Source organism: Pseudomonas sp. ICBG1301, from assembly GCF_016918385.1.
Classification (GTDB): Bacteria; Pseudomonadota; Gammaproteobacteria; order Pseudomonadales; family Pseudomonadaceae; genus Aquipseudomonas; species Aquipseudomonas palleroniana.
In genome coordinates this window covers 216,252-240,419 of record NZ_JAEKGB010000001.1, presented here as the reverse complement: position 1 = coordinate 240,419, position 24,168 = coordinate 216,252, and the positions used below count along the sequence as shown (strand labels likewise).

The 24,168-nt window shown below is 61.1% G+C and carries 20 protein-coding genes; 13 read left to right on the top strand and 7 right to left on the bottom strand.

Annotated features, from left to right (window positions below):
• The first annotated feature begins 171 nt into the window (after positions 1-171).
• The gene (locus JBE38_RS01085; RefSeq protein WP_060756137.1) at positions 172-1,494 is read left to right on the top strand and encodes a putative porin; all 1,323 of its coding nucleotides are present in this window, start codon (positions 172-174) and stop codon (positions 1,492-1,494) included.
• Positions 1,495-1,641: 147 nt separating this feature from the next.
• On the opposite strand, the gene JBE38_RS01080 is transcribed toward JBE38_RS01085, so the two are convergent.
• From JBE38_RS01080 to aceK, 5 genes are all read right to left on the bottom strand, one after another.
• Positions 1,642-1,884, bottom strand: a complete 243-nt coding sequence (locus JBE38_RS01080) for an anti-sigma factor family protein (RefSeq protein WP_060756138.1) — start codon at positions 1,882-1,884, stop codon at positions 1,642-1,644.
• Entirely contained in the window at positions 1,878-2,492 is a 615-nt protein-coding gene (locus JBE38_RS01075; RefSeq protein ID WP_060756139.1) for an RNA polymerase sigma factor, read from the bottom strand. Before JBE38_RS01075 ends, JBE38_RS01080 begins: the two co-directional genes overlap by 7 nt.
• Before the next feature lie 15 nt (positions 2,493-2,507).
• Complete coding sequence (locus JBE38_RS01070; RefSeq protein WP_060756140.1) at positions 2,508-3,629, bottom strand: beta-ketoacyl-ACP synthase III; 1,122 nt, start codon at positions 3,627-3,629, stop codon at positions 2,508-2,510.
• Between the two features lie 240 nt (positions 3,630-3,869).
• Complete coding sequence (hrpA, locus tag JBE38_RS01065; RefSeq protein ID WP_205343375.1) at positions 3,870-7,781, bottom strand: ATP-dependent RNA helicase HrpA; 3,912 nt, start codon at positions 7,779-7,781, stop codon at positions 3,870-3,872.
• 118 nt (positions 7,782-7,899) lie between these two features.
• Positions 7,900-9,609, bottom strand: a complete 1,710-nt coding sequence (aceK, locus tag JBE38_RS01060; RefSeq protein ID WP_205343374.1) for a bifunctional isocitrate dehydrogenase kinase/phosphatase — start codon at positions 9,607-9,609, stop codon at positions 7,900-7,902.
• Positions 9,610-10,000: 391 nt separating this feature from the next.
• On the opposite strand from aceK, the gene JBE38_RS01055 reads away from it, so the two are divergent.
• Together JBE38_RS01055 and JBE38_RS01050 are read left to right on the top strand one after the other, a co-directional pair.
• Positions 10,001-11,626, top strand: coding sequence for a methyl-accepting chemotaxis protein (locus JBE38_RS01055; RefSeq protein WP_205343373.1), 1,626 nt, complete (start codon positions 10,001-10,003; stop codon positions 11,624-11,626).
• 52 nt (positions 11,627-11,678) lie between these two features.
• Positions 11,679-12,563, top strand: a complete 885-nt coding sequence (locus tag JBE38_RS01050; RefSeq protein WP_205343372.1) for an EamA family transporter — start codon at positions 11,679-11,681, stop codon at positions 12,561-12,563.
• A gap of 146 nt (positions 12,564-12,709) precedes the next feature.
• Here the strand turns inward: JBE38_RS01050 and JBE38_RS01045 are convergent, their stop codons facing one another.
• Positions 12,710-13,570: a DMT family transporter gene (locus JBE38_RS01045; protein WP_198762219.1), complete on the bottom strand. Its 861-nt coding sequence runs from the start codon at positions 13,568-13,570 to the stop codon at positions 12,710-12,712.
• 420 nt (positions 13,571-13,990) lie between these two features.
• On the opposite strand from JBE38_RS01045, the gene JBE38_RS01040 reads away from it, so the two are divergent.
• Entirely contained in the window at positions 13,991-14,782 is a 792-nt protein-coding gene (locus JBE38_RS01040) for a CPBP family intramembrane glutamic endopeptidase (RefSeq protein WP_060756145.1), read from the top strand.
• A 73-nt stretch (positions 14,783-14,855) separates the two neighbouring features.
• Positions 14,856-16,421, top strand: coding sequence for a methyl-accepting chemotaxis protein (locus JBE38_RS01035; RefSeq protein WP_060756146.1), 1,566 nt, complete (start codon positions 14,856-14,858; stop codon positions 16,419-16,421).
• A 103-nt stretch (positions 16,422-16,524) separates the two neighbouring features.
• Here JBE38_RS01035 and JBE38_RS01030 read toward each other — a convergent pair whose 3' ends face one another.
• Positions 16,525-17,214 (bottom strand): alpha/beta family hydrolase, encoded by a 690-nt coding sequence (locus JBE38_RS01030; RefSeq protein WP_104994481.1) that lies wholly within the window; start codon positions 17,212-17,214, stop codon positions 16,525-16,527.
• Between the two features lie 79 nt (positions 17,215-17,293).
• Here JBE38_RS01030 and ccoN (JBE38_RS01025) point away from each other — a divergent pair, with 79 nt between their 5' ends.
• The 8 genes from ccoN (JBE38_RS01025) to ccoP (JBE38_RS00990) all read left to right on the top strand — a co-directional run bounded on the left by ccoN (JBE38_RS01025) (position 17,294) and on the right by ccoP (JBE38_RS00990) (position 24,086).
• Positions 17,294-18,718, top strand: a complete 1,425-nt coding sequence (ccoN, locus tag JBE38_RS01025; RefSeq protein WP_090369385.1) for a cytochrome-c oxidase, cbb3-type subunit I — start codon at positions 17,294-17,296, stop codon at positions 18,716-18,718.
• 10 nt (positions 18,719-18,728) lie between these two features.
• Complete coding sequence (ccoO, locus tag JBE38_RS01020) at positions 18,729-19,337, top strand: cytochrome-c oxidase, cbb3-type subunit II (RefSeq protein WP_060756149.1); 609 nt, start codon at positions 18,729-18,731, stop codon at positions 19,335-19,337.
• 3 nt (positions 19,338-19,340) lie between these two features.
• The gene (locus JBE38_RS01015) at positions 19,341-19,541 is read left to right on the top strand and encodes a cbb3-type cytochrome oxidase subunit 3 (protein WP_205343371.1); all 201 of its coding nucleotides are present in this window, start codon (positions 19,341-19,343) and stop codon (positions 19,539-19,541) included.
• Positions 19,538-20,485, top strand: coding sequence for a cytochrome-c oxidase, cbb3-type subunit III (gene ccoP, locus JBE38_RS01010; protein WP_090369383.1), 948 nt, complete (start codon positions 19,538-19,540; stop codon positions 20,483-20,485). Before JBE38_RS01015 ends, ccoP (JBE38_RS01010) begins: the two co-directional genes overlap by 4 nt.
• A 385-nt stretch (positions 20,486-20,870) precedes the next feature.
• Positions 20,871-22,313, top strand: a complete 1,443-nt coding sequence (gene ccoN / locus JBE38_RS01005) for a cytochrome-c oxidase, cbb3-type subunit I (protein WP_060756152.1) — start codon at positions 20,871-20,873, stop codon at positions 22,311-22,313.
• A complete protein-coding gene (ccoO, locus tag JBE38_RS01000) occupies positions 22,313-22,921 on the top strand; it encodes a cytochrome-c oxidase, cbb3-type subunit II (RefSeq protein WP_025854274.1) in 609 nt (202 codons plus the stop codon). Before ccoN (JBE38_RS01005) ends, ccoO (JBE38_RS01000) begins: the two co-directional genes overlap by 1 nt.
• 5 nt (positions 22,922-22,926) lie before the next feature.
• Positions 22,927-23,112, top strand: coding sequence for a CcoQ/FixQ family Cbb3-type cytochrome c oxidase assembly chaperone (locus JBE38_RS00995; protein ID WP_016775513.1), 186 nt, complete (start codon positions 22,927-22,929; stop codon positions 23,110-23,112).
• Positions 23,109-24,086, top strand: a complete 978-nt coding sequence (ccoP, locus tag JBE38_RS00990; RefSeq protein ID WP_060756153.1) for a cytochrome-c oxidase, cbb3-type subunit III — start codon at positions 23,109-23,111, stop codon at positions 24,084-24,086. Before JBE38_RS00995 ends, ccoP (JBE38_RS00990) begins: the two co-directional genes overlap by 4 nt.
• Positions 24,087-24,168 lie beyond the last annotated feature (82 nt).

Here is a 24,168-nt window from a genome sequence, read left to right as displayed (position 1 = left end):
ATAATTTGTCATGCAGATGAAATCACTTCGCCACTACCTCGTCATAAACGATCGCAATACTGACGCCTGTTTTTTAGAGCGCCTGGTTCTATAAGGCGGCTATTTTCCGTCCGTCATCGGTCGGTTGTGTCCTGGATGGTTTGCCATCCCTCCTCACTTTCGGAGATTGATATGCGTCTTGCTTCCACTAAAACTGCGGCGGTCCTGTGCGGCGGCCTGCTGATGGCCCTGAGCATTCCAGCCAGCGCTGCAGTCGACGCTAAATTGCTCGACATGCTCAAGGCCAACGGCCAGATCACTGCAGCGCAGTACACTGAACTGCAAGCGGAATTGGCCAAAGACCAGAAAGAAAAGCAGATCGCACAGCAAGCTCAACAAGAGACCAACGAGCAGATCGCGGCCACCGCGAAAAAAACCAACGACCTCAGCGTTTTCGACCAGAAGCTGGCCTGGGCCGCGCGCACCCAACTCAAGGGTGACGTGCGTTTCCGTCAGGAAACCGTGAAGATCCAAGGCGAATCCAACAACGGCGGCCGTGACAAAGACCGCCAACGTATTCGCGCACGCCTGGGCGCCTACACCGAAATCAACTCGCAAGTGGACACCGGCATCCGAATCGCCACCGGCAGCAACGACGATGCCCGCTCCACCAACCAGGACCAGGACAACTACTTCGACAAGAAGTCGATCTGGCTGGACCTCGGCTACATCGACTACCACCCGGACCAGATCAAGAACTTGCACGTGATCGGCGGCAAGATGCTCCAACCCTGGGTGAACATGGGCGACGTGATCTGGGATAGCGACATCAACCCGGAAGGTCTGGCCCTGACCTACAAGTACCCACTGGGTAGCAGCGCCGAACTGTTCGGCAGCATCGGCAACTACAACCTCAAGGACAACGTTGACGGCGACGGCGTGCAGTTCCGCCACGACCTGCGCCTGACATCCGGCCAGCTGGGCACGCGCTTCTCAGTCACGGACAACCTGAAAATGACCCTGGGCGGCAGCGTTTACGCCTACCAGAACGATAAAGACAGCCGCTGCACCACAACCACCACGCCTTGCGCACTGGCGGTCAACGGCAACTCGCCCGACAACCAGTTCCGCCTGTACGAAGGCTTTGCCCAAGCCGATATCGGCGGCCTGGCCGTGCCTCTGGCGTTTTATGGTCAGTACGTGAAAAACAACGATGCCGTGACCGATCAGGACACCGCCTGGTTGCTGGGTGCCAAGTCCAAAGTGTTCGGTTTCAACCTGGACTACAACTACCGCGATACCCAACGTGATGCGGTCGTTGGCGCTTTCACCGACTCGGACTTCGCCAACGGCACCACCGGTTCGCGCGGTCACAAGTTCAAGGTCAGCTACGACATCGACAAGAACTTCGCCCTCGGCGCTACGTATTTCCTGACCAAGGCCGACTACGCCAGCCGCACCCAGCGTGATGCCAACACCAACACCCTGCAGTTGGATGCTGAAGCCAAGTTCTAGAAAAGCAGCGGTAAGTTTCAAGCTATAAGCTTCAAGGACGAGCGCTTTATCTGCCGCTTCAAGTTTGCCGCTTGAAGCGGCTTCTACAACAGCCTTGCGTGGGTGAGTCGCCCCCTCATCCGTTCGACGCCCCACGCAAGCCTGTCTTTACCCGCCTTTAATGATCTGGCGCCGCTCGGCAGCCAGTCGCTCAGCCAACGCATCGGCATCCTTGACCGGGGCTTGCGGCATGATCTTCAACGTCGCCTGCAACAAGCGCATCTGACGGATAAATCGCCGGCAGTTGGGGCAGAACATCAGGTGATGACGCACCAGCAAACGCTCGCGAAAGGTCAATTGCCCATCGAGGTAGTCACTGGACCGCGCCACTTGTTCTTTACACGTCAACATTCGCCCGTTTCCTCAAAATGCTCCACCGTGGCGAAGACTTTAAGCCGCGCTCGATGCAACAGCACACGGACATTGGAGAGCGAGAGCGTCAGAAGATTACAGATTTCTTCCAATTCCAGGCCCTGGCGTTCACGCAGCACCAGCACGCTACTTTGTAACTCCGACAGACTCAGAATCGTATGCTCCAGGCATTCACGCAGCTCGTCCTCGGTCAGCAAGGCTTCCGGGGTGTCCTGATGCCAGGCGTAGGGGGCGACGGCCCAGTGGCCGTCGTCGGGTACGAAGCGGTCATCCCCGATGGTGCCGTGGGGCGAAGGCAAATCGTCGAGCAAGACTTCACGACGGTTCTGTTTATAACGGCCTTTGGCAGCGTTGGCGGTGATGGTCAGCAACCAGGTCTTGAGGCTGGAGCGCCCTTCGAACTTGGCCAGGTTGCGCACCACCGACAACCAGGCGTCCTGCACCACTTCGTCGGCGTGGCGCTGGCCGACGATGGCATAGGCCACCGCCCGCATCGCGCTCTGGTAGGTGGTGACCATGTCCTTGTAGGCCCGCTGCTCGCCCTTGAGCAGTCGTTCAAGCAGGTGCGCGTCGTCCGCTGCCGCCATTCAAGACCTCGATGTTTATCGCTTGCGCAGGATCACGCTGCCGATGGAATACCCAGCGCCAAACGAGCTGAGCACCGCCACGGAGCCCTTGGGCAGGTCGTCCTGGTAAGTATGGAACGCAATCACCGAACCCGCCGAACTGGTGTTGGCGTAGGTATCGAGAATGACCGGGGCCTCTTCCACCGTGGCTTCGCGGCCCAACAGTTTCTTCACGATCAGGTGGTTCATGCTCAGGTTGGCCTGATGCAGCCAGAAGCGCTTCACGTCGGTGACATTCAACTGGTTCTGCGCCAGGTGGGTGCTGATCAATTCGGCAACCATCGGGCAGACATCGCGGAACACCTTGCGACCTTCCTGCACGAAAAGCTTGTCGGGCGCGCCGATGCCCTCTTCCGCCGCGCGGTTGAGAAAGCCGAAGTTGTTGCGAATATTATTGGAGAACTGGGTCAACAGCTTGGTGCTCACCACCTCGAACTGATGCTCGGAGGTCGCAAGGTCAGCGCGCTCAAGCACGACGGCAGTGGCCGCATCACCAAAAATGAAGTGGCTGTCACGGTCACGGAAGTTCAGATGGCCGGTGCACACTTCCGGGTTGACCATCAGGATCGCCCGCGCCTGGCCCAACTGGATGCTGTTGGCGGCGTTCTGGATGCCGAAGGTGGCCGAGGAACACGCCACGTTCATGTCGAAACCGAAACCTTCGATGCCCAGTGCGCTCTGGACTTCGATGGCGATGGCCGGGTAGGCACGCTGCAGATTGGAACAGGCAACGATCACACCGTCGATGTCGGCGGCAGTCTTGCCTGCTCGCTTGAGAGCCTGTTCGGCGGCGCCGACCGCCATCTGGCAGAGCACCGACCACTCGTCATTGCTGCGCTCGGGCAGGCGCGGGGCCATGCGCTGCGGATCAAGGATGCCCTCCTTGTCCATCACGAAGCGGCTCTTGATGCCCGACGCCTTTTCAATGAACGCCGCGCTGGACTCGGTCAACGCCTGCACTTCACCGCGCTCGATAGCAGCGGCATTGTCGCTGTTGAACTGTTGCACGTAGGCATTGAAAGACTGCACCAGCTCTTCGTTGGAGATGCTGTTGGCCGGGGTGTACAGGCCAGTGCCGCTGATGACGACGTTATGCACGGTCGTTCCTCTAAATCTGTCAGGCAGAAGATATTGGTACCGTCGTACCAAACTGTAAGTAGTCCGATTCCGCGCGGCGGACATCAGACTGGCAACGCTTTATTCCATCGCGCCGCAGCTCTGTGCGACGACCCCGGCATTTATAGCGGCGAAGTTTGCCACAAATGCCGGGATTTGGCGCCACGTCCCAGACAAGCACCGTTTTAATGTGCAAGTGAGCCAGCCCGACCCACGTCAGAATCAGGGCTCCACCTGGCTCCACTGCTTGCTCAGGCGCTTGTCGGAAATTGGCACTTTAGTGCCCAACTGCTGGGCAAACAACGACACCCTGTACTCTTCCAACCACCAACGATAAAGCTCCAGTTGCGGGTCGCGCTTACCTTCCTGGGCGTGTTTTTTCAGGCGGTTTTCGTACTGGGTCCACAAGCCTGCCAACTCGCCGCTCCACACCCGGTCCTTTTGTACCTGGCTCGGCAATTTCTCCAGGCGCAACTCGATGGCCTTGAGAAAACGCGGCAATTCCTTGAACCACTGCGCCGGGATTTCCCGTACAAAACCGGGGTACACCAGCTGGCTCAGTTGCTGCTTGATATCGTTCAACGCCACGGCCTGGGCCAGGTCGATCTTGCCTTTGAAGCGTTTCTGCAAACCGTGCCAGAGCTTGAGCACTTCCAGGGTCAGGCGCGCCAGGCGTTCGGCGTGTTCGGTCCAATGGCCGCGCTTGCGCTCGGCCAAGGCGGCCAAACCCGCGCCATCACGGGGCAGGCTGGCTTCACCTTCCAGCACGCAGGTATCGAGGCTGGCCAGCAGAATGTCTTCCACCAACGCGTCAACGCGCCCCAATTCGCGGTACATCAAACCCAGCTCGGTCAGCCCGGGTAATTTTGCGCGCAGGAATTTCGCCGGCTCCGCCAATTGCTGCATCAGCAGGCGCTGCAAAGCACGGCGGTGCTGGAACTCGGCCTCGGCAGCGGTGGAGAAACGCCCTTCCTTGACGGTGCCATTGTCCTCCACCAGCGCCGGGTAAACGGTCATCGACAGGCCGGCGATGTTTTGCTGGGTTTTCTCGGCCACCGCCGCAAACACCTTGGCCTGCACCGGTTGCTGGCTTTTTGCAGTTTGCGGCACGGCCAAGGCGGCTTGGCTGGCTTGTGCAAAGCGGGCGGTCAACTCCGCCAGATCGCGGCCTTCACCCAGGAACTTGCCCTGGCCATCGACCACTTCGAGGTTCATCTTCAAGTGGTTTTCCACCTGCTGAGCCGCCTCCGCCCAAGCCTCATCGCTGACCCGTGCGCCGGTCATGCGCAGCAATTCGTGCCCCAGCGCCTGGGGCAACGAACCCTGGCCAAATTCGATGCGCTGCAACGCCGCCTTGACGAAGTCCGGCACCGGCACGAAGTTCTTGCGCAGTGCCTTGGGCAAATTACGCACCAGGGCAACGCATTTGGCTTCGATCAGCCCCGGCACCAGCCACTCCAGACGCTCCGGCGGCAGGGCCGGCAGCAGCGGTGCCGGCACGCGCAGGGTCACACCGTCACGCGGATGGTTGGGCTCGAAGTGGTAACTCAACGTCAGGGCCAGGTCGCCCAGGTGCAGGGTATCCGGGTAATGCGCGGCGGTGACTTCACTGGCTTCGCGTGCCAGCACGTCTTCTTCGCGCATGATCAGCAGTTGCGGGTTTTTCTGGCTGTTGACCTTGTACCAGCTGTCGAAGGTCGCGGTCTGGTGGATCTCCGCCGGCAGGCGTGCGTCATAGAAGGCGTAGAGGGTTTCTTCATCGGCCAGGATATCGCGGCGGCGGGCCTTGGCTTCCAGTTCGTCGAGCTGCTCCAGCAACTGCTGGTTGGCCGCCAGGCACTTGGCACGGGACTGGATTTCCCCACGCACCAGGCCTTCGCGGATAAACAGCTCGCGCGACACCACGGGGTCGATCGGCCCGTAATGCACCGGCCGACGTCCGACCACGATCAACCCGAACAGGGTGATCTGCTCAAATGCCACCACCTGGCCACGCTTCTTCTCCCAATGCGGCTCAAAGTGGTTTTTCTTGATCAAATGCCCGGCCAGCGGCTCGATCCAGTCGGCGTCGATCTTCGCCACCATGCGTGCATACAGCTTGGTGGTTTCCACCAGTTCGGCGGTCATCAACCATTGCGGGCGCTTTTTGCCGATACCCGAGGACGGGTGAATCCAGAAACGCCGCTGACGCGCACCGAGGTAGTCGCCGTCTTCGGTCTTCTGGCCAATCTGGCTGAGCAGGCCGGACAGCACCGCCTTGTGCAGCTTCGGGTAGTCCGCCGGATCCTGGTTGATGGCCAGCTGCATGTCGCGGCAGATCAGGCTCAACTGGCGATGGGAATCGCGCCATTCACGCAGGCGCAGGTAATTGAGGAAGTTCTTGCGACACCAGTTGCGCAGCGGGCTGGCGGTCAGCGCCTGGCGCTGCTCTTCAAAGCCGCGCCACAGATTGACCAAGCCGGCGAAGTCGGAATCGGCATCCTTCCACTGTGCGTGCGCCTGGTCGGCCGCCTGTTGGCGCTCCGGTGGGCGTTCGCGCGGGTCCTGGATCGACATTGCGCTGGCGACGATCAGCACTTCCTGCAAGCTGCCAAGCTTGGCGGCTTCAAGCAGCATGCGCCCCATGCGTGGGTCCACCGGCAAACGCGCCAACTGGCGGCCCAACGGCGTGAGCTGGCTATTGCGGTCCACCGCCGAAAGCTCTTGCAGCAGATTGAAACCGTCGCTGATGGCCTTGCCGTCCGGCGGTTCGATAAACGGGAAGTCGGTGATCTCGCCCAGGCGCAGGTGCAGCATCTGCAGGATCACGGCGGCGAGGTTCGTGCGCAGGATTTCCGGGTCGGTAAATTCCGGACGCCCCATAAAGTCTTCTTCACTGTACAAGCGTACGCAAATGCCCGGCTCGACCCGGCCGCAACGGCCTTTACGCTGGTTGGCGCTGGCTTGGGAAATCGCTTCGATCGGCAGGCGCTGTACCTTGGCGCGGTAGCTGTAACGGCTGATGCGCGCAGTGCCGCTGTCGATCACATAACGAATGCCCGGCACCGTCAGCGAGGTTTCCGCAACGTTGGTCGCCAGCACCACGCGCCGCCCTGGGTGCGACTGGAAAATCCGCTGCTGCTCGGCCGGTGACAGGCGCGCATACAACGGCAGGATTTCGGTGTGCTTGAGCTGGGCCTTGCGCAGCATCTCGGCGGCATCGCGAATCTCGCGTTCACCCGGCAGGAACACCAGGACGTCGCCTGGGCTGCGCCGCTCGCTGCGTTCATAGGCGGCGATTTCATCGAGGGTGGCGAGGATCGCCTGGTCGACGGTCAAGTCGTCCTCGACACGGTTGCCCTCCTCGTCCTGTTCCAGGGTCAGCGGGCGATACCAGGTTTCCACCGGGAAGGTACGGCCCGAAACCTCGACAATCGGCGCATCGTCGAAGTGCTTGGAAAAGCGCTCCAGGTCGATGGTCGCCGAGGTGATGATCACCTTGAGGTCGGGGCGGCGCGGCAGCAGGGTTTTCAGGTAGCCGAGCAGGAAGTCGATGTTCAGGCTGCGCTCGTGGGCTTCGTCGACGATGATCGTGTCGTAGCGTTCGAGGTAGCGGTCGTTCTGGGTTTCCGCCAGCAGGATGCCGTCGGTCATCAGTTTGATCAGGGTGTTGGAATCGCTCTGGTCTTCAAAGCGCACCTGATAGCCGACCAATGCCCCCAATGGCGTGCCCAACTCTTCGGCGACGCGGGTGGCCACGCTGCGCGCGGCGATGCGACGCGGCTGGGTATGACCGATCAGGCCGAATTGGCCACGACCGATTTCCAGGCAGATCTTCGGTAGCTGGGTGGTTTTACCCGAGCCGGTTTCACCGGCAATGATCAGCACCTGATGCTTGTTCAGTGCAGCTTTGATCTCATCGCGCTTGGCGGCAATCGGCAGGCTGTCGTCATAGCGAATCACCGGCAGGCTGGCCCGCCGCGCCGTGACCTGGGCACAGGACGCCTGCATCCGCGCCACCCACTGCGCCAGCTTTTCCTCGTCAGGCTTCTTGCGCAATTCAAGCAACTGCCGCCGCAAGCGGTGGCGGTCGGCGAGCATGGCGTGGTCGAGGGTCTTGAGCAGTTGATCGATCGTGGGTGCTTGGTCAGTCATCAGGTGCGTTTGGGTCATCTATTTATGCAGGGGGCGGATTGTCGCAGAAAAGCAGCTGCGAGCGGCAAGCTTCAAGCGGCAAGTCAGGAAAGATCTGCTTTTACTTGCCGCTTGCAGCTTATGGCTGCTCTTTTCTCTTATAAGGGAATACATCAATGACCTTGCCGGCTCGAATCGCTTCCTGCAGCCCCTTCCAGTAATCGGCGTTGTACAGCTCGCCGTGCAACTCATCGAACAGCTTGCGCTGGGCGGTGTCGGCAAACAGGAACGGCGGAAACTCTTCGGGGAAGACATCCAGCGGGCCGATCGAATACCAGGGCTCCGAGGCCATTTCATCCTCGGGGGTACGCGGCGGCGGGATGTGGCGGAAGTTGGCTTCGGTGAGAAAACAGATTTCATCGTAGTCGTAGAACACCACGCGACCGTGGCGGGTGACGCCGAAGTTTTTCAGCAGCATGTCGCCGGGAAAGATATTCGCCGCCGCCAGTTGCTTGATCGCCAGGCCGTAGTCTTCCAGGGCTTCACGCACCTGCGCCGGGTTGGCATTGTCGAGGTAGAGGTTGAGCGGGGTCATGCGTCGCTCGGTCCAGCAGTGGCGGATGAGCACCGTGTCGCCTTCCACTTCGACAGTGCCGGCCGCGACTTCCAGCAGCTCGGCCAGGCAGTCGGGCTCGAACTTGCTCAGGGGGAACCGGAAGTCGGCAAACTCCTGGGTATCGGCCATGCGCCCGACCCGGTCGACGCTTTTGACCAGGCGGTACTTCTCGATCACCGTGGCGCGGTTGACGTTTTTCGAGGGCGAAAAACGGTCCTTGATAATCTTGAACACGGTGTTGAAGCCCGGCAGGGTAAACACACTCATGACCATGCCGCGCACGCCGGGAGCCATGATGAAGCGGTCATCGGTGCTGGCCAGATGGTTGATCAGCGCACGATAGAACTCCGACTTGCCGTGTTTGTAGAAGCCGATCGACGTGTACAGCTCGGCAATATGTTTGCCGGGCAGGATACGCTTGAGAAAGCCGATGAACTCGGCGGGCACCGGCACATCAACCATGAAGTAGGAACGGGTGAACGAGAAGATGATCGAGACTTCGGCCTCGTCGGTGATCAGCGCGTCGATCTGAATACCGCGCCCTTCGCGGTGCAGCAATGGAATCACCAGCGGCCACTGCTCGTCGTGCGTGTAGAGACGCCCGACCAGATAAGCGCCTTTATTGCGGTAGAGCACCGAGGAAAACAGCTCGACGGCCAGGTCCGGGTCTTTGCACACCCAGTCCGGCAGGTTTTCCCGCAGTTGGGCTTCCAGGCGGCGCAGGTCGGCGGGCAGGTCGGCGTAAGGTTCGCTGAAGCTGTAGTCGGCAAAGATCTGCGCCAGCATCTCGGCCACCTTGCCATCCGGCGTGTACAACCGCGTTTGCGCCGCACGCGCCCGGCGCAGGCTCGGCCGCGTGGTGTGAATGAACATACAGCCGTCGCTGATCAGGTCATGGCTGAACAGGCCGCAGAAGATCGAGTTGTACCAGGTCTCCGACAGCTCATCATCGAAGCGCAGGTCGATCAGGCCGATATACGCGCTCTTGACCAAGGGCCACTGATCGACCTCTAGCAGCACCGCTGCCGGGAAACCGGCCCGCAGGCGCGCAGTGACTTCGCCGACTTTCTCTTCATACAGGTTGATACGCGCCGCGGACGCCGCCTGGCCTTGCTGCCATTGAGCCTTTTCGAAACGCTCGCGGGCACCATCGGTGATACGGCGGAAGTGCTCACGGTAATCGTCGAAGCCATCCAGGATCATCCGGGCAATTGCGAGGGCGTGCTGCGACATGCGGAAAACCTCAAGCGGCGTCAGGGAAACCTGAGCTTAGCCAGTGAACCGTGGCAGGAGAAGGATGATTTTTCCAGCCTCGCTGTACATCCTTAGTGGTTTTGTACATTTATTTTCAATTTTTATAACTCGACCAAGCAGTCAATAAATGCACTTGGCGCAGCCGCGCCCTCCGCGCTGTGAGCCAGCAACGGCGGTGCCTGAGGTTTGTGCGCTGCAAAAACAACCCGGCTTCGCAGATGAAAGTCTCGGCAAGGGTGGTGATACAGCGTAAGGGAAACCCTGATTACTACATTGATGGCACTTTGATATACAGCGCCCCCTTCTCCCACCCTAACAAGGTCAGAAGACCGATCCGGGAACAGGTACTAATCACCCAAGGAGCGTTGAGATGTCATTGAGGAATATGCGGATCGGTCTACGTGCCAGTCTGAGTTTTGGGGTGCTGGCCGGTTTGCTGGTGATTGTCGGGATGTTCGGCCTGGGTCAGATGGCCAAGTTGCGACAAAGCGCGCAGGTCATCGAAGCGTCGTGGATGCCCAGTATCGAGAACATTCACGACAGCGCGGCCCTGGTGGCCAGTATTCGCCTGGAGGCCCTGCGCCTGGCGACCACCGACGAATCACGCATCCGCGACAACAGCAAAGCCCTGATCACGCGCCAGCGCGCCGAGCTGCAAACCCTGCTGGACCATCACAAGGCCCTGCTCAGCGACGACGAAGAGCGCGGCATGCTCAAGCAGCTCGAAGACAACGTGAACACTTATCTGGCGCTCGTCGCGCAGATCGTCGCCCTGGTCGACAAGGATCAGCAACAGGATGCCATTGACCTGCTCAACAGCCGCCTCGCACCACAGGGCCTGATCCTCGGCAAGAGCCTGGAGGACATGATCACCTTCAACCAGAACGGCGTGGAAACCGCAGTGAACGCCTCCGCGCAGACCTATTTCAGCGCGCAGTGGATTGTCGGCCTGATCATCCTGTGCGCATTGATCGCCACCTTGCTGCTGGCGTGGCTGCTGACCCGTAGCATCACCGCCCCGCTCGCCCAGGCGCTGACCGTGGCACGCAGCATCGCCGGCGGCAACTTGAGCCAACCGATCAGCGTCAGCGGCAAGGACGAGCCCGCCCAACTGCTGGCGGCCCTGGCCACCATGCAGGCGCAGTTGCAGGGCACTATCCGTGGCATCAGCGAATCGGCGCAACAGCTGGCTTCGGCGGCCGAAGAGATGAGTTCGGTGATGGAACAGAGCACGCGTGGCCTGCAGGCGCAGAACGACGAGATCGAACAGGCCGCCACCGCCGTCACTGAAATGAGCACTGCCGTGGACGAAGTGGCCGGCAATGCGGTGTCCAGCGCCGAGGCCTCCAAGGCGTCGGACGAAGACAGCAAACACGGTCATTACCAGATCAGCGAAACCATCAGCTCGATCCAGAACCTGGTCGACGAAGTGCTCGGTGCCTCGACCAAAGCCGAGGGCCTCGCGGTACAGGCTCAAGACATCAGCAAGGTGCTGGAAGTCATCCGCGGTATCGCCGCGCAGACCAACCTGCTGGCGCTCAATGCCGCCATCGAAGCGGCGCGTGCCGGTGAGGCCGGGCGCGGGTTCGCCGTGGTGGCCGATGAAGTACGCTCCCTGGCGCAACGCACCCAGGACTCCACCGAAGAAATCGAACAGATGATCAACGGCATCCAGCAAGGTACTCAGAACACCGTCGACGCCCTCAACAGCAGCGCCGAACATGCGGGCCAGACCTTGCAGCGAGCCAACAGTGCCGGCAGCGCGCTGGAGAAAATCACCGCCGCCATTTCACAGATCAGCCAGCGCAACCTGGTGATCGCCAGTGCCGCCGAGCAGCAGGCGCTGGTTGCCCGCGATGTGGACCGCAGCCTGGTCAACATTCGCGACCTGTCCACCCAGACCGCCGCCGGTGCCACCCAGACCTCGGCGGCCAGCCATGAGCTGTCTCGCCTGGCTGTGGACCTCAATGGTCTGGTCACGCGGTTTGTCCTGTAATCCGTCACGGGGTCATGCAACACTCGCCGCCTTATTGATGTAGGAGTGTTCCGTGAGACCCCTCGACACCTTGTACCTGTTGGGGCTGGCTGCCATCTGGGGGGCCAGCTTCCTGTTCATGCGCATCATCGCGCCGGAAATCGGCACCGTGCCGACCGCGTTCTTTCGCGTGTCGATCGCCGCCGCCGGCTTGCTGGTAATCCTGACGATCATGCGCGTCAACTGGGACTTCCAGGGCAAGTTCAAAACCGTGCTGCTGCTGGGTGTGATCAACTCGGGGATTCCCGCGACGATGTACTCGGTGGCGGCCCAGGTCTTGCCGGCGGGCTACTCGGCGATCTTCAATGCCACCACGCCGCTGATGGGCGTACTGATCGGCGGGCTGTTCTTCAGCGAACGGCTGACGTCGGCAAAAATCGCCGGTGTCAGCCTGGGTCTGCTGGGCGTGGGCGTGCTGACACGCGCCGGGCCGGTGGCGTTTGACCTGCAATTGTTGATGGGCGCGCTGGCCTGCCTGCTGGCGACGACTTGCTATGGTTTTGCCGGCTTCCTGGCGCGGCGCTGGCTGGATCAGCGTGGCGGGTTGGACAGCCGGCTCGCCGCATTGGGCAGCATGCTGGGGGCTACGCTGTTTCTCCTGCCCCTGTTCGCCTACAGCGCAATCAGCCATCCGCCGGCCAGTTGGGGTGGTTGGCAGGTGTGGTGGTCGCTGCTCGGGTTGGGGTTGGTGTGTACGGCGTTCGCCTACATCCTGTACTTCCGCCTGCTGTCGTCCATTGGGCCGGTGAAGTCGATGACCGTGACCTTCATGATTCCGCCGTTCGGGGTTTTGTGGGGCGCATTGTTGCTGGATGAGCCGCTGTCGATGGCGCATCTGTATGGTGGAATATTGATCGCCGGGGCGTTGTGGCTGGTACTGCGCCCGAAAAAACCTTGAACACCTCTGTAGTGAGCGGGCTTGCCCCGCGCTGGGTGGCGCAGCCGCCCCAAAACCAGGCGCCTGAGTTCTGCCTGGAAGAACGCGGTGACCGGATTAGGGCGGCTTCGCCCCCCAGCGCGGGGCAAGCCCGCTCACTACATGCGTCAGTTTTTACGGAAGACGAAGACCAGGCCGATGATGATCAAGCCCATGCCCGACAGGCTCAACGCTGCGAGCTTGTTGCCGAAGATCAGGTAGTCCATGACCGCCGTCACCGCCGGCACCAGATAGAACAGGCTGGTGACGTTCACCAGGTTGCCCCGGGCGATCAGGCGATACAGCAACAGCGTCGCCAACAACGACACCACCAGCCCCATCCAAAGCACCGGCAGGTAAAAGCCGGCGCTGTGTTCATAGTGGAATGGCTGGAATGGTACAAACACCGCACACAACAACAAGCCCGCCAGATATTGCACCGGCAGCGTGCCCAAAGGGTTGTCGGTGATGCGCTTTTGCATGATCGAGCCAAAGGTCATGCTCGCCAGCGCCAGCAGCCCGAACAGCATCCCCGCCAGGGACATCCCGGACAAGCCGATGCCTTGATAGACCACCATGATCAGCCCCGCCAACCCCAGGCCCAGGCCGAACATCCGGCGCAATGAACGCTGACGTTCCATCAGCACCACGGTGAGGATCGGTTGCACCCCCATGATGGTTGCCATCACCCCCGGGGTGACTTTGAGGTCCAGGGCCAGCAGATAGAAAATCTGGTACGCGCCCAACAACACCAGCCCGGTTGCCACCGCATACCACAGCGGCTTGCCGGGACGCGGCAGTTTCAGTTTGAAGAGCGGTATCAGCAGCACCAGCCCGACCAGGGCGATAGCAAAACGGATCAACAGAAAAGCGAAGGGCGATGAATGGGCCAGGCCCAACTTGGAGAAAATCGCCCCGCTGCTCCACAGCAGCACAAACAGGCTCGTCGAGGCCGCCGCGGCCACGGATTGTTTCGAAAGAACAGACATGTTTACCACCTGTAATCAGGCAAAAAAAGCCGACTCAGCAAAGGCTGAAGTTCAATGGTTTTTTTTCAGGCGGGCAGAGGGGAACAGCGATCAGCTGATCAGCCCGCGATGCCAACACCCGGCGGTGATACGACTGCGTACACCGGCGTGCTGCTGACAGGTGGGGGGTAGTGACCGAACTGCACAAGCTGTTGGTTCCCGCACGGCACGACCACAGCGTTGACCGCTGAATCGACTACCGCTGTGCGTGGGGAAGCTGGCATGTGCTGATCTTTTTGAAGGGATAAAGACGCGACGACTATAACCAGCCGCAAACACATTTTGCAATCACCTGATCGCAACTATTGCGTGGAGGAGTTTTCATGCCTGGCTGGACGTGCGGCCGTTATAATGCCGCCCGGTTTTTTCCAAGGATGTCCCATGATCACTCTGCCCTGGCTGTACCTGGCGCTTCTTTCCATCGGCTACGTACTGGCCCTGACCTACGGGCAACTGGGCCTGCTGGCGGTCGTCTCGGTCGCCCTGCTGCTGATCGCCGGGTACGCCGTACGTCAGCAACGCACCCCTTGGGCGCGCTACCTCGGCCACGGTCTGTTCATAGTGTTGGCCCTGGGCCTGGCCATGCATTGGCTGCCGGGTTTCTACAATGGGCGCGGCATTGCCCCGCAGCGCTTCACCGCCGATGCAGTGCCTTTCTCGATGTACCTGAATCAGGACAAACCCCTGATCGGTTTCTGGCTACTGCTGGCCTGCCCGTGGATCGTGGCACGCCGTTCGCTGCGCCTGTCGATCTGTGTCGCCGCCCTGGCGCTGGTGCTGACAGCGGTTGCCGCGCTGGGTGGAGCGGCGTTGCTGGGCATCGTCAGTTGGGCGCCGAAATGGCCTGAACAGGCCTGGCTGTGGGTACTCAACAACCTGCTGCTGGTGACCCTGGTGGAAGAGGCGCTGTTCCGCGGCTACATCCAGGGCGGCCTGAGCCAACGCTTGAAGCACCTGCCCTATGGCGAAAACCTCGCGCTGCTGCTGGCCTCGCTCCTGTTCGGCCTGGTGCACCTGGGCGCAGGCTGGCAGTGGGTGCTGCTGGCGACCATTGCGGGCGCCGGGTATGGCCTGGCTTATCGCTTTGGTGGCTTGGGCGCCGCAATCGCCACGCATTTTGGCTTGAATCTGCTTCACTTCGGGTTGTTTACCTACCCGATGCTGGCCGGCTGATTGTTACAAAATTAAGTTAAATAAAAGCCTGCCGCGACCGATAACCCCTGAAAGCCTTGCGGATTGAACAATCATGCGTAATAACCAACCCGTTACACAGCGCGAACGTACCTTCCCCGCTCAGCAACGGTTGATCTCCACCACAGATGCCAAAGGGGTCATCACCTACTGCAACGACGCTTTCGTCGAAATCAGTGGGTTCTCCCGCGACGAACTGCTCCGCGCTCCGCACAACCTGGTGCGCCACCCGGATGTGCCGGCTGCGGTGTTCGGGCATATGTGGTCAACGCTCAAACAAGGCTTGCCATGGATGGGCATTGTCAAGAACCGCTGCAAGACCGGCGATCACTACTGGGTTAACGCCTATGTGACGCCCGTCTTCGAGGGCAACCAGGTGGTCGGCTACGAATCGGTGCGCGTCAAACCCACCGCCGAGCAGATCCGCCGGGCCGAAGCGCTCTATCAACGCATCAACCAAGGCAAGTCGGCGATTCCCCAGCGTGACAAGTGGCTGCCGGTGCTACAGGACTGGCTGCCGTTTATCCTGGTGAGCCAGTTGAGCTTCATGATCGGTGCGTCACTCAACTCCCACTGGGGCTTTGCCCTCGCGGCGGGGTTGTCGGTGCCACTCGGCCTGCTGGGCCTGAGCTGGCAACAGCGCGGCCTCAAGCGCCTGATGCGCCTGGCCGAGCAGACCACTTCCGACCCGTTGATCGCGCAGATGTACACCGACAGCCGCGGCTCACAGGCGCGCCTGGAGATGTCGATCCTCAGCCAGGAGGCACGCCTGAAGACTTGCCTTACGCGCTTGCAGGACACGGCCGAACACCTCAACGACCAGGCCGCACAGTCCAACACCCTGGCGCATAACAGCTCCAGCGGCCTGGAACGCCAGCGCGTGGAAACCGAACAGGTAGCGACCGCCGTCAACCAGATGGCGGCGACGACCCAGGAAGTGGCCAGCCACGTACAACGCACCGCCGACGCCACCCAGGAAGCCAATCGCCTGACCGGTCGTGGCCGCGACATCGCCGGGGAAACCCGCGAGGCGATTCAGCGCCTGTCCGTTGCCGTGGGTGAAACCGGCGTGACCGTCACCCAACTGGCCAAGGACAGCGATGAAATCGGCGGCGTGGTCGATGTGATCAAAGGCATCGCCGACCAGACCAACCTGCTGGCACTCAACGCCGCCATCGAAGCGGCCCGCGCCGGCGAAATGGGGCGTGGTTTTGCGGTAGTGGCCGACGAAGTACGCCAGTTGGCGCAACGTACGGCTGAGTCCACCGGGCAGATCCACACGTTGATCGCCAAGTTGCAGCAGACCGCCAGCGCCGCAGTACAAACCATGGACGCCGGGCATCGCCAGGCCGAAGAGGGTGTGGCACGGGTGATGGAAGCGGACCAGGCGTTGGTGGGCATCAGCGAAGCGGTCGCCCATATCACCGACATGACCACCCAGATCGCCGCCGCCACCGAGGAGCAAAGCTCGGTCGCCGAAGAGATCAGCCGCAACATCAGCACCATTGCGCTGTTGGCGGACCAGACCTCGGAACAGGCACTGAACTCGGCGCAATTGAGTGAAGAGCTGACGCATACCGCCAATACCCAGTACTCGCTGGTAGAGCGTTTCAACCGGTAGATCGCGATCGGGGGCGAGCCCCCTCCCACATTGGATCGGGTTCACAGATTGCTATGTGTGAATACAGTCCAGTGGGAGGGGGCTTGCCCCCGATTGGGCCCTATCAGGCACCGAGAAACTCAGCCACCTGCACCGCCGCAGCCTCCAGATGCTGCTCATGGCTGAACCCCGACGCCTTCAACGGCTTCAAATCATGATCACCCGCCACCAGCCACATCACCTCGATGCTCGGCGATAACGCATACCCCTCGACCGCCTCCCGATTACCCAGGGCATCGCGCTCGCCCTGCACAATCAACGTCGCGGTGTTCAACCCGGCCAGGTGCTCGACCCGTGGCTTTTGCGGCTTGCCCACGGCATAGAACGGATACCCCAGGCACACCAGCCCATCGGCAGCCAATTCATCGGCCAACAAACTGGCCATGCGCCCGCCCATGGACTTGCCGCCAATCGCCAGTTTCCCAGCGACATGACGTCGCACCTCGACATACACCTCACGCCACGCCTGCAGCAGTTTCGGTGCCGGGTTCGGTGGGCGCTTGCCGCCGTCCAGCCGGCGCTGGGCCATGTAGGGAAATTCAAAGCGCAACACGTTCACGCCATGTCCGGCAAGGCGTGCAGCCATGTCGTTCATGAACGAGGAGTCCATCGGCGCACCGGCACCGTGGGCCAGGATCAGGGTCACTGGCTCACGCGCGCCCGCCCCTTGCGCGACATCCCACAACCAGCCGCGTTCCTGCACGCAGTGCGCCCATTGATCCCCGTCAATACTGGCCTTGTGCTCTTTGCCCATGCTTGCCTCGCTTTTTAGTCTGCCTATAACTCCAGCCCAAGTGCCGCATTGGCTTGGGTTGAACCGTGGATGGGGAACCATGAACACTACTTTAAGTACCGCCTATAACTACAAGGTGGTCCGCCAATTCGCCATTATGACGGTGGTTTGGGGCATCGTCGGCATGGGGCTCGGGGTTTTTCTCGCCGCCCAATTGGTCTGGCCTGCACTCAACTTCGATTTGCCCTGGACCAGCTTCGGCCGCTTGCGCCCGCTGCACACCAACGCGGTGATCTTCGCCTTCGGTGGCTGCGCGCTGTTCGCCAGCTCTTTTTACTCGGTACAACGCACCTGCCAGACGCAGTTGTTCGCGCCGAAAATCGCCGCATTCTGCTTCTGGGGCTGGCAACTGGTGATTGTGCTGGCGGCCATCAGCCTGCCGTTGGGCTACACCACCTCCAAGGAATACGCCGAGCTGGAATGGCCGATCGCCATTTTGATCGCCATCGTCTGGGTCGCCTACGGCGTGGTGTTCTTCGGCACGGTGATGAAGCGCAAGACCAAGCACATCTACGTCGGCAACTGGTTCTTCGGGGCGTTCATCATCACCGTGGCCATCCTGCACATCGTCAACCATGCCTCGCTGCCGGTGAGCTGGACCAAGTCCTACTCGGCCTACGGCGGTGCAACGGATGCCATGGTGCAATGGTGGTACGGGCATAACGCGGTCGGCTTTTTCCTGACGGCGGGCTTCCTCGGCATGATGTACTACTTCGTGCCCAAACAGGCCGAACGCCCGGTGTATTCCTACCGTTTGTCCATCGTGCACTTCTGGGCGCTGATCACCCTGTACATCTGGGCCGGCCCTCACCACCTGCACTACACCGCGCTGCCGGACTGGGCGCAGTCCCTGGGCATGGTGATGTCCCTGGTGCTGCTGGCACCGAGCTGGGGCGGCATGATCAACGGCATGATGACCCTGTCGGGCGCCTGGCATAAATTGCGCAGCGACCCGATCCTGCGCTTCCTCGTGGTGTCCCTGGCGTTCTACGGCATGTCGACCTTCGAAGGCCCGATGATGGCGATCAAGACCGTCAACGCCCTCTCCCACTACACCGACTGGACCATCGGCCACGTACACGCCGGCGCACTCGGTTGGGTGGCGATGATATCCATCGGCGCGCTGTACCACATGATCCCGAAAGTCTTCGGCCGCGAGCAGATGTACAGCCTCGGCCTGATCAACGCGCACTTCTGGCTGGCCACCATCGGCACCGTGCTCTACATCGCCTCGATGTGGGTCAACGGCATCGCCCAGGGCCTGATGTGGCGTGCAGTCAACGAAGACGGCACCTTGACCTACTCCTTCGTCGAGACCCTGGTGGCCAGCCATCCGGGCTTCATCGTGCGCTTGGTGGGCGGTGCGGTGTTCCTCACCGGCATGTTGCTGATGGCTTACAACACATGGCGCACCGTGCGTTCGGCACAACCTGTCGAAGTCGCCGCTGCTGCGCAGATGGCCTGAGGAGTCCGTGATGAAACACGAAACGATTGAAAAGAACGTCGGCCTGCTGATGCTGTTGATGGTGTTCGCCGTGAGCATCGGCGGCCTGACCCAGATCGTCCCGCTGTTCTTCCAGGACGTGACCAACAAGCCGGTCGAAGGCATGAAGCCCTACACCGCGCTGCAACTGGAAGGCCGCGACATCTACATCCGCGAAGGCTGCGTACAGTGCCACTCGCAGATGATCCGCCCGTTCCGCGCCGAGACCGAGCGTTACGGTCACTACTCGGTAGCCGGCGAGAGCGTGTGGGACCACCCGTTCCTGTGGGGCTCCAAACGCACCGGGCCGGACCTGGCGCGCGTCGGCGCACGCTACTCGGACGATTGGCACCGCGCGCACTTGTACAACCCGCGCAACGTGGTGCCGGAGTCGAAAATGCCGGCCTACCCGTGGCTGGTCACCGCCCCCGTGGACAGCAGCCACACCGAAACCAAGTTGAAAGTGATGCGCACCCTCGGTGTGCCGTACACCGACGACGACATCAGTGGCGCCGTCGCCAGCCTCAAGGGCAAGACCGAGATGGATGCGCTGGTTGCGTACCTGCAAGTACTCGGCACTGCCATCAAGAGCAAGAGGTGAGCCATGGGATTTGAATTCGATGCGGGCACCATCCGCGGCCTCGGCACCCTGGTGGTCGCCATCGCCTTTATCGGCCTGTCGCTGTGGGTGTTCAACAACCGGCGCAATGCGGAATTCGAGCAGGCACGCCTGCTGCCGTTCGCCGATGAACCCTCTCCATCCGACGCTCACGAAGAGCCTGTAACAAGGAGCACTCGGCCATGACTACCTTTTGGAGTACATGGATCTGCGTACTGACCCTCGGCAGCCTGATCGGCCTGACCTGGCTATTGATCGGCACCCGCAAGGGCGAGACCAAGGGCAGTGTCGACCAGACCATGGGCCATGCCTTCGATGGCATCGAGGAATACGACAACCCGCTGCCCCAGTGGTGGTTCATGCTGTTCGCCGGCACCCTGGTGTTCGCCGTCGGCTATCTGATCCTCTACCCGGGCCTGGGCAACTGGAAAGGCGTATTGCCGGGCTATGAAGACGGTTGGACCCAGAACAAGGAATGGGACAAGGAAATGGCCAAGGCCGACGCCAAGTTCGGGCCGATCTTCGCCAAATTCTCAGCCATGCCCGTGGAAGAAGTCGCGAAAGATCCGCAAGCGCTGAAAATGGGCGGCCGCTTGTTCGCCTCCAACTGCGCGGTGTGCCACGGCTCGGATGCCAAGGGCGCCTATGGCTTCCCGAACCTGGCGGACAATATCTGGCGCTGGGGCGGTTCACCTGAAGCGATCAAGGCCACCATCTTGAACGGTCGTCACGCGGCAATGCCAGCCTGGGGTGAAATACTCGGCGAAGACGGGGTAAAAAACGTCGCCGCCTATGTGCGTCATGACCTGGCCAAGCTGCCATTGCCGGCCGGCAGCACTGCCGACCTGGCCGCAGGCCAAGCGGCGTTCAACACCACGTGCGTGGCCTGCCACGGTCCGCAAGGCCACGGCATGGAAGCCATGGGCGCGCCGAACCTGACCGAGCCTGCCGGGTTTATCTACGGCACCAGCCTGGCGCAGCTGCAGCAGACCATCCGCCACGGCCGCCAAGGCCAGATGCCGGCGCAGGACGTGCTGCAAGGTAATGACAAGGTGCACCTGCTCGCCGCCTACGTTTATAGCCTGTCGCATAACGCTGATGGCGCAATGCCAGAAAGCCAGTCGCAATAACCCCTGAACGCCGCTCCACTACGGGGCGGCAACTTACCAGTGGCGAGGGAGCTTGCTCCCTCGCCACAGGGGGACTTTTAACGCGACCAAGTGTCACACCCTTCCAAAGCACAACTTTCCCCTCTCGCCATTCGGGTCTACGCTTGCTTGCACAGCGGACTGATCCTGGCGTACGCACGGCTATTGTTGCGGCCCCCAAATTTTCTTGTCCACTCGATCAGCTTTTGATTTCGGATTTTGTCCTTACACCAAACATGGAAAGGGCGCAGAATCTGGCGTGGAACGCATTGATACAGGTCAGTCATTGCGTTGCAATGACCCATCGCTTTCTACATACTTGCGGCCGATTTTACCTATAAAAAAACCTAAACCGTGGAACCTTAGAATGAGCACAGCAATCAGTCCGACTGCTTATAACTATAAGGTAGTCCGCCAGTTCGCCATCATGACGGTGGTCTGGGGGATCCTTGGCATGGGGCTCGGGGTGTTCATCGCCTCGCAACTGGTCTGGCCGCAATTGAATTTCGGCTTGCCATGGACGACCTTCGGCCGCCTGCGCCCGCTGCACACCAACCTGGTGATTTTCGCCTTCGGCGGATGTGCATTGTTTGCCACCTCCTACTATGTCGTGCAGCGAACCTGCCAGACGCGACTGATCTCCGACGGCCTCGCCGCATTCACCTTCTGGGGCTGGCAAGCCGTGATCCTCGGCGCCATCATCACCCTGCCGCTGGGCTACACCACCACCAAGGAATACGCCGAGCTGGAATGGCCGATCGCCATTTTGCTCGCCATCGTGTGGGTGACCTACGCCGTGGTGTTCTTCGGCACCATCGTCAAGCGCAAGACCAAGCATATCTATGTGGGTAACTGGTTCTACGGCGCGTTCATCCTGGTGACGGCGATGCTGCACATCGTCAACCACGCCTCCTTGCCGGTGAGCTGGTTCAAATCCTACTCGGCCTACGCCGGGGCAACGGATGCGATGATCCAGTGGTGGTATGGCCACAACGCCGTGGGCTTCTTCCTCACCACTGGCTTCCTGGGGATGATGTACTACTTCGTGCCCAAGCAGGCCGAACGGCCGATCTACTCGTATCGCCTGTCCATCGTGCACTTCTGGGCACTGATCACCCTGTACATCTGGGCCGGCCCGCACCACCTGCACTACACCGCGCTGCCGGATTGGGCGCAGTCCCTGGGCATGGCGATGTCGATCATCCTGCTGGCCCCGAGCTGGGGCGGCATGATCAACGGCATGATGACCCTGTCGGGCGCCTGGCATAAATTGCGTACCGACCCGATCCTGCGCTTCCTCGTGGTGTCCCTGGCGTTCTATGGCATGTCGACCTTCGAAGGCCCGATGATGGCGATCAAGACCGTCAACTCGCTGTCGCACTACACCGACTGGACCATTGGCCACGTACACGCCGGCGCCCTCGGTTGGGTGGCGATGATCTCCATCGGCGCGCTGTACCACATGATCCCCAAACTGTTCGGCCGTGCGCAGATGCACAGCGTCGGGCTGATCAACACGCACTTCTGGCTGGCCACCATCGGCACCGTGCTCTACATCGCCTCGATGTGGGTCAACGGCATCACCCAGGGCCTGATGTGGCGTGCGATCAACGATGACGGCACCCTCACCTACTCCTTCGTCGAAGCGCTGCAAGCCAGCCATCCGGGCTACATCGTCCGTGCCCTGGGCGGTGCGTTCTTTGCCGCCGGCATGCTGTTCATGGCCTACAACGTCTGGCGCACCGTGCGTGCCTCGGACCCTGCAGAAGCCGAAGCCGCCGCCAAGATCGCCGTTGTGGGAGCCCACTGATGAAGCATGAAGTAGTCGAGAAGAATATCGGCCTGCTGGCCTTCTTCATGGTCATCGCCGTGAGTATCGGCGGCCTGACCCAGATCGTCCCGCTGTTCTTCCAGGACGTGACCAACAAACCGGTCGAAGGCATGAAGCCGCGCACCGCCCTTGAACTGGAAGGCCGCGACGTCTACATCGCTAACGGCTGTGTCGGCTGCCACTCGCAGATGATCCGCCCGTTCCGCGCCGAAACCGAACGCTACGGCCACTATTCGGTTGCCGGTGAAAGCGTGTGGGACCACCCGTTCCTGTGGGGTTCCAAGCGTACCGGCCCGGACCTGGCCCGTGTCGGCGGGCGTTACTCCGATGACTGGCAGCGTGCGCACTTGTACAACCCGCGCAACGTTGTGCCGGAGTCGAAAATGCCGGCGTATCCGTTCCTCGTGGAAAACAAGCTCGACGGCAAGGACACCGCGAAGAAGATGGAAGTCTTGCGCACCCTGGGCGTGCCCTACACCGATGAAGACATCGCCGGTGCAGCCGCCGCCGTGAAGGGCAAGACCGAAATGGACGCATTGGTGGCCTACCTGCAGGGCCTTGGCACCCTCATCAAAAGCAAACGGTGACCTACATGGATATCGGGATGATTCGAGGCCTGGGCACCGTTGTGGTGATGGTGGCCTTTATCGGCCTGGCGTTGTGGGTATTCAGCCCCAAGCGCAAGTCGGAGTTTGACGACGCGACCATGCTGCCCTTTGCGGATGATCCCGAAGCCATCAAGCACGTCGAGCAAGCTTCTAGGAGTAACAAAGAATGACTACGTTCTGGAGTCTGTACGTCACAGTCCTCAGTCTGGGTACCATCTTCGCCCTGACCTGGCTGCTGCTGTCCACCCGCCGGGGCCAGCGCGCCGAGCAGACCGACGAAACCGTCGGCCACTCGTTCGACGGCATCGAGGAGTACGACAACCCGCTGCCCAAATGGTGGTTCATGCTGTTCGTCGGCACCATCATCTTCGCCCTCGGCTACCTGGCGCTGTATCCCGGCCTCGGCAATTGGAAGGGCTTGCTGCCCGGCTACAACTACCTCGACACCGACAAGCAAACCCCATTCGCCAACGGCCAGACCGGCTGGACCGGTGTGCACGAATGGGAAAAGGAAATGGCCAAGTCAGACGCCAAGTTCGGCCCGATCTTCGCCAAGTTCGCAGCAATGCCGATTGAAGAAGTCGCCAAAGACCCGCAAGCCCTGAAGATGGGAGGTCGCCTGTTCGCCTCCAACTGTTCGGTGTGCCACGGTTCCGACGCCAAGGGCGCCTACGGTTTCCCCAACTTGACCGATGCCGATTGGCGCTGGGGTGGCGAACCGGCCACCATCAAGGAAACCATCATGAAAGGCCGCCACGCAGTGATGCCGGCGTGGGCCGAGGTGATCGGCGAACAAGGCGTGGCCGACGTGGCAGCCTTTGTGGTGACCAACCTCGACGGCCGCAAGTTGCCGGAAGGGGCCAAAGCCGACGCGGCCAACGGCGCGAAACTCTTCGCCGCCAACTGCGTGGCCTGCCACGGTCCCGCCGGTAAAGGCACCCCGGCGATGGGCGCCCCCGACCTGACTCACCCGGGTGCATTCATCTACGGCTCCAGCTTCGCCCAACTGCAGCAGACCATCCGTTACGGCCGCCAGGGCCAGATGCCTGCCCAGGAGCAACTGCAAGGCAATGACAAGGTGCATCTGCTGGCGGCATATGTCTACAGCCTGTCCCATGGGGATAAGCAGACCGAAGAGCAGTAAACCTGACTATCAACAAAGCCCTGCGCAGCGACAGCTACGCAGGGCTTTGTTGTTTGTTCCCCCACAGAATGACCACTCGTAG